We start from the raw sequence: 5430 nt of genomic DNA, 5'->3' as shown, positions 1-5430 counted from the left end.
TTTAATATCTTTCGGGTAGTTCTTCACCACCACCGGCGCTTTAAAGTGTTTCTCCGCCAGATAACGCTCGTGTTCGGAAGAGAGATCGACGCCCCATGACACCGGGTTCTCGAAGCTCTGGCCGCTTTTCAGCAGGATGTTGACGGCGTCGGTGTAGTCTACCTGGGCGAAATCCGTGGTGATGAAGCGCTCCAGACGGGCGATGGCTTCTTTGTCGACGCGCTCGGCGAAGAACGCCATATCATCTGCGCGCTCTTCCAGCACCGCTTTAAACACGTACTTCAGCATCGCTTCCGCCAGGGCGGCTGCATCGTCCAGCGTGGCGAACGCCACTTCCGGCTCCAGCATCCAGAATTCCGCTAAGTGACGGCTGGTATTCGAGTTTTCGGCACGGAACGTTGGCCCAAAGGTGTACACTTTGGACAGCGCACAGGCATAGGTCTCGGCGTTCAGCTGGCCGGAAACGGTCAGGAAAGCCTCTTTACCAAAGAAGTCTTTATCGAAATCGACTTTGCCCTGCGGGTCGCGCGGCAGGTTTTCCAGATCCAGCGTTGAAACGCGGAACATCTCGCCAGCACCTTCGGTGTCAGAGGCGGTGATCAGTGGCGTGGAGACCCAGAAATAGCCGTTTTCATGGAAGAAGCGATGCAGCGCCTGCGCCAGCGTATGACGTACGCGCGCCACGGCACCGACAATATTGGTGCGCGGACGCAGGTGCGCCACTTCGCGCAGGTATTCGATGCTGTGACGTTTAGCCGCCATCGGATAGGTATCCGGATCGTCCACCCAGCCGGTGACTTCAACCTGGGTCGCCTGCAGTTCGAATGCCTGGCCTTCACCCGGCGATTCCACCACTTTACCGGTGACGATCACCGAACAGCCGGTGGTCAGACGCAGCACTTCATCCTGATAATTATTCAGAGAATTATTGACGACGGCCTGAACGGGATTAAAGCAGGAACCGTCATAAACGGCGATGAAGGAAAGACCGGCTTTGGAATCTCTTCGGGTACGTACCCAACCACGTACGGTGACTTCACTGTCAACCGCGACACGGCCGTGCAGTACATCCGCTACAGGCACTACGCTCATAAAAATCTCTCTATATAAATGAAGATGGAGTGAAATAAGCCCCATTCCGGGGTTTAGCTATGTTACTTGCGAGCCACCAGGAAACAAGCAAAATTGCCGGAGAATAAAGAGATTTTCTGGCGCAGAGCAGGGCGCAGGCACCCTGCTCAGGCCAATTAGCTGGCGCGTTTGACCAGCGGCAGGTCGAAGGCTTTGCGCAGGGCGCGCACGAAGGCTTTATCCTGGCAGATGGTTTTACCGGGACTGTCGGAGAGTTTGGCCACCGGTTTACCGTTGCAGCTCACCAGTTTGATCACGATATTCAAAGGCGTGACGCCGGGAATATCGCAGGTGAGGCGGGTGCCGATGCCAAATACCACGTTCGCGCGCTGACCGAAATGCCGATACAGCGCCAGCGCTTTATCGAGGTTGAGATTGTCGGAGAACACCAGCGTTTTGCTGAGCGGATCGATATTCAGCCGCTGATAATGCGCAATGGCTTTTTCTCCCCACTCCACCGGATCGCCCGAATCATGGCGCAGGCCCTGATAGCGATGGGCAAAACCGGGGCCGAAATCACGCAGGAAGGCGTCCATCGTGATGCAGTCGGTCAGGGCAATGCCGAGCTGGTTATCGTACTCATCCAGCCACGACTGCAGCGCCGCGCGCTGGCTGTTGGCCAGTACCGGGCTGATCTGCTGATGTGCCTGGAACCATTCATGTGCCTGGGTTCCGACCGGGTTAAGCTGCAACCGGCGCGCCAGATCGTAGTTACTGGTGCCCAGCAGCCACGGGAATTCGTTTTTCAGCGTGGTGACAATCGCTTCCTGCACCGCGCGCGAATAACGACGGCGCGTGCCAAAGTCCATCAGCTGGAAGCGCGACATATCGAGATCGCCCACCTGCTCACGGAAGTGCACCAGCTTCTGCTGCAGATGCGCCACCGCCTGTTCCGCGCCGCTTTCCGGCGTCCGGTGACGGTGTACCACTTCGCTGATCAGCGCCAGCAGCGGCACTTCCCACAGAATCACTTCACGCCACGGGCCGCGAATCTGAATGCGCAGATGTCCGTGATCGTCGCGCACCTCAACCTGCGAGGCATCGAAGCGGAACTGGCGCAGCCAGTCGAGATAATCCTGCTGGAAAAACGGTAAGCTGCTGAGGTAACGATATTCGTCATCGCTCAGCGCCAGAGATTGCATGGCAGTAATGTGCGTGCGGATGGCGTCGGCATACTGGCCGAGCTGCTCATCGCTGCGGCAGCGAAATTCTGCCGTTACCGGGACATCGTAGTAACGATGATAAACGGCCTGCTGCATGTGAAGCTTATAGGCATCGGTATCAAGCAGCGTGGTCAAAATCGGGGAAGCGTGTCCAGTCATGGTGCGTTTCAGCATCCTCTTCCGCGGAGCAGAGCCCGGTATTCAACAAAGTCATAAAGACGCAGGAGTATAAAACAGTAATCACCGCGATCACACCATAATTGCAGGTGACAGGTCGAGGGTCATTTGTGCCATTGTTAATGAATTGTAGACTTTTGGCGCAACGCACGCATTGTGCGTGGCAACCCGGGCGCAACCCGCTTAGACTCTGAGGGTTGACTATATTAACGATGCGAGAAGGATTTATGACGCAACAGCCGCAAATTAAATATCGCCACGACTACCGGGCGCCGGATTACACCATCACCGATATCGACCTGACGTTTGATCTTGATGCGGCGACCACGCGCGTCACCGCCGTCAGTCAGGTAAAACGCCTTGGCGCGCAGCAGGCTGAACTGCGTCTGGACGGTGAGGCGCTGACGCTGCTGTCGCTGGCGGTGGATGGCAATCCGTGGCCGCACTACCGCGAAGAGCAGGGCGCACTGATCATCAGCCAGCTGCCGGACAACTTTACCCTGACCATCATTAATGAAATCCATCCGGATAAAAACACCGCGCTGGAAGGGCTGTATAAATCCGGCGAGGCGCTCTGCACCCAGTGTGAAGCCGAAGGCTTCCGGCATATCACCTGGTATCTCGATCGCCCGGACGTGCTGGCGCGCTTCACCACCACCCTGATCGCCGACGCGGCTAGCTATCCGTACCTGCTGTCCAACGGCAACAAACTGGAGAGCGGTCAGCACGAGGATGGGCGTCACTGGGTGAAATGGCAGGATCCGTTCCCGAAACCCTGCTACCTGTTTGCGCTGGTCGCCGGCGATTTCGATGTGCTGCGTGACAGCTTTACCACCCGTTCCGGCCGTAACGTGGCGCTGGAAATTTTTGTCGATCGCGGCAACCTGGACCGCGCGGACTGGGCGATGACATCGCTCAAAGCCAGCATGAAATGGGACGAAGAGCGGTTCGGCCTCGAATATGACCTCGATATCTTTATGATCGTCGCGGTGGATTTCTTCAACATGGGCGCGATGGAGAATAAAGGCCTCAACGTCTTCAACTCCAAATACGTGCTGGCCAAAGCGGAAACCGCCACCGACAAAGACTATCTCGGCATTGAAGCCGTGATTGGTCACGAATATTTCCACAACTGGACCGGCAACCGCGTGACCTGCCGCGACTGGTTCCAGCTCAGCCTGAAAGAGGGTCTGACGGTCTTCCGCGATCAGGAGTTCAGCTCCGATCTCGGCTCGCGCGCGGTCAACCGTATTGATAATGTGCGCGTGATGCGCGGCGCGCAGTTCGCCGAGGATGCCAGCCCGATGGCCCATCCGATCCGCCCGGATCAGGTGATCGAAATGAACAACTTCTACACCCTGACGGTGTATGAGAAGGGTTCTGAAGTGATTCGCATGCTGCACACGCTGCTGGGTGAAGAGCAGTTCCAGCAGGGGATGCAGCTCTATTTCGAGCGTCACGATGGCAGCGCCGCCACCTGTGATGATTTCGTGCAGGCGATGGAAGATGCCTCCAACGTCGATTTGTCACAATTCCGCCGCTGGTACAGTCAGTCGGGCACGCCGGTGCTGACGGTGCGTGATGACTACAACCCGGAGCTGGAGCAGTACACGCTGCACGTCACGCAGCACACGCCCCCGACCGCCGATCAAAAAGAGAAGCTGCCGCTGCACATTCCGCTGGATATCGAACTGTATGACGGTGAAGGCAAGGTCATTCCGTTGCAGCACAACGGTCATCCGGTTCATCACGTGCTGAACGTTACCGACGAGTTCCAGACCTTCATTTTCGACAACGTCTATTTCCAGCCGGTGCCGTCGCTGCTGCGGGAATTCTCCGCACCGGTGAAGCTCGACTATAAATGGAGCGATGCGCAGCTGACTTTCCTGATGCGCCACGCGCGCAACGACTTCTCGCGCTGGGATGCCGCGCAAAGCCTGCTGGCGACGTATATCCGCCTCAACGTGGCGCGCCACCAGCAGGGCCAGCCGCTGTCGCTGCCGCTGCACGTCGCCGATGCTTTCCGCGCGGTGCTGCTGGATGAGCAGGGCGATCCGGCGCTGATGGCGCTGATCCTGTCGCTGCCGTCAGAGAATGAGATCGCCGAGTTGTTCGAGGTGATCGACCCGCTGGCGATTGCCGCAGTCCGCGCGGCGCTGGTGCGCACGCTGGCGAATGAGCTGAGCGATGAATTCTATGCGGTGTATCTCGCCAGCCAGAGCAGCGACTACAAAGTCGAGCATGCCGAGATCGGCAAGCGCGCGCTGAAGAATGTCTGCCTGAGCTATCTGGCGTTTGCGGACGCGGAGCAGGCCAGCAAACTGGTGCAGGCGCAGTACGACAAAGCCAGCAACATGACCGACGCGCTGGCCGCGCTGTCAGCGGCGGTGGCGGCGCAGTTGCCGTGCCGTGATGCGCTGCTGGCGGCGTACGACGAGCGCTGGCATCAGGATGGTCTGGTGATGGATAAGTGGTTTATGTTGCAGGCCACCAGCCCGGCGGCTGACGTGCTGAGCAAGGTACGTAGCTTGCTGACGCATCGCTCGTTCACCATGGGTAACCCGAACCGCATCCGTTCACTGATTGGCGCGTTTGCCTCGGCCAATCCGGCAGCCTTCCACGCCAAAGATGGCAGCGGCTACCAATTCCTGGTGGAGATGCTGACCGATCTCAACCGCCGCAACCCGCAGGTGGCAGCGCGCATGATTGAGCCGCTGATTCGTCTGAAGCGTTATGATGCCGAACGTCAGGCGCTGATGCGCAAGGCGCTGGAAACGCTGCAGGGGCTGGAGAATCTGTCCGGCGATCTGTACGAGAAGATCACCAAAGCGCTGAACGCGTAATCACTCAGGTCGCCATGAATGGCGACCCTACACGGATTACGCACGGTACGTGTTTCATTACCATTAATGGCAACGATGCACGATCCCGTAGGGTGCGCATTTATGCGCACCTGTTC

Annotated in this window: 3 protein-coding genes; 1 reads left to right on the top strand and 2 read right to left on the bottom strand. The window is 58.0% G+C overall.

The genetic code is table 11. From position 1 onward, the window contains the following. On the bottom strand, positions 1–1092 hold a 1092-nt coding region (gene asnS / locus FT726_RS25875), incomplete at its 3' end, for an asparagine--tRNA ligase (protein WP_346303698.1). A gap of 155 nt (positions 1093–1247) precedes the next feature. Beyond that, positions 1248–2453 carry a nicotinate phosphoribosyltransferase gene (gene pncB / locus FT726_RS25870; RefSeq protein ID WP_288422710.1) on the bottom strand — a complete coding sequence of 402 codons (1206 nt, stop codon included), beginning with the start codon at positions 2451–2453 and terminating at the stop codon, positions 1248–1250. A gap of 245 nt (positions 2454–2698) precedes the next feature. Between pncB and pepN the strand changes: the two genes are divergently transcribed. Next, on the top strand, positions 2699–5314 hold the full coding sequence (pepN, locus tag FT726_RS25865) for an aminopeptidase N (protein ID WP_346303697.1): 2616 nt from the start codon (positions 2699–2701) through the stop codon (positions 5312–5314). The last annotated feature ends 116 nt before the right edge of the window (positions 5315–5430 follow it).

It is taken from the genome of Pantoea sp. Morm, from assembly GCF_016643525.1.
Classification (GTDB): domain Bacteria; phylum Pseudomonadota; class Gammaproteobacteria; order Enterobacterales; family Enterobacteriaceae; genus Pantoea; species Pantoea dispersa.
The sequence above is the reverse complement of the archived record's forward strand: the minus strand, read 5'-3'. Positions and strand labels throughout refer to the sequence as shown.

Excerpts from the sequence above, each read along its gene's own strand:
- pepN (WP_346303697.1), top strand. The coding sequence starts at position 2,699 with ATGACGCAACAGCCGCAAATTAAATATCGCCACGACTACCGGGCGCCG.
- pncB (WP_288422710.1), bottom strand. The coding sequence starts at position 2,453 with ATGACTGGACACGCTTCCCCGATTTTGACCACGCTGCTTGATACCGAT.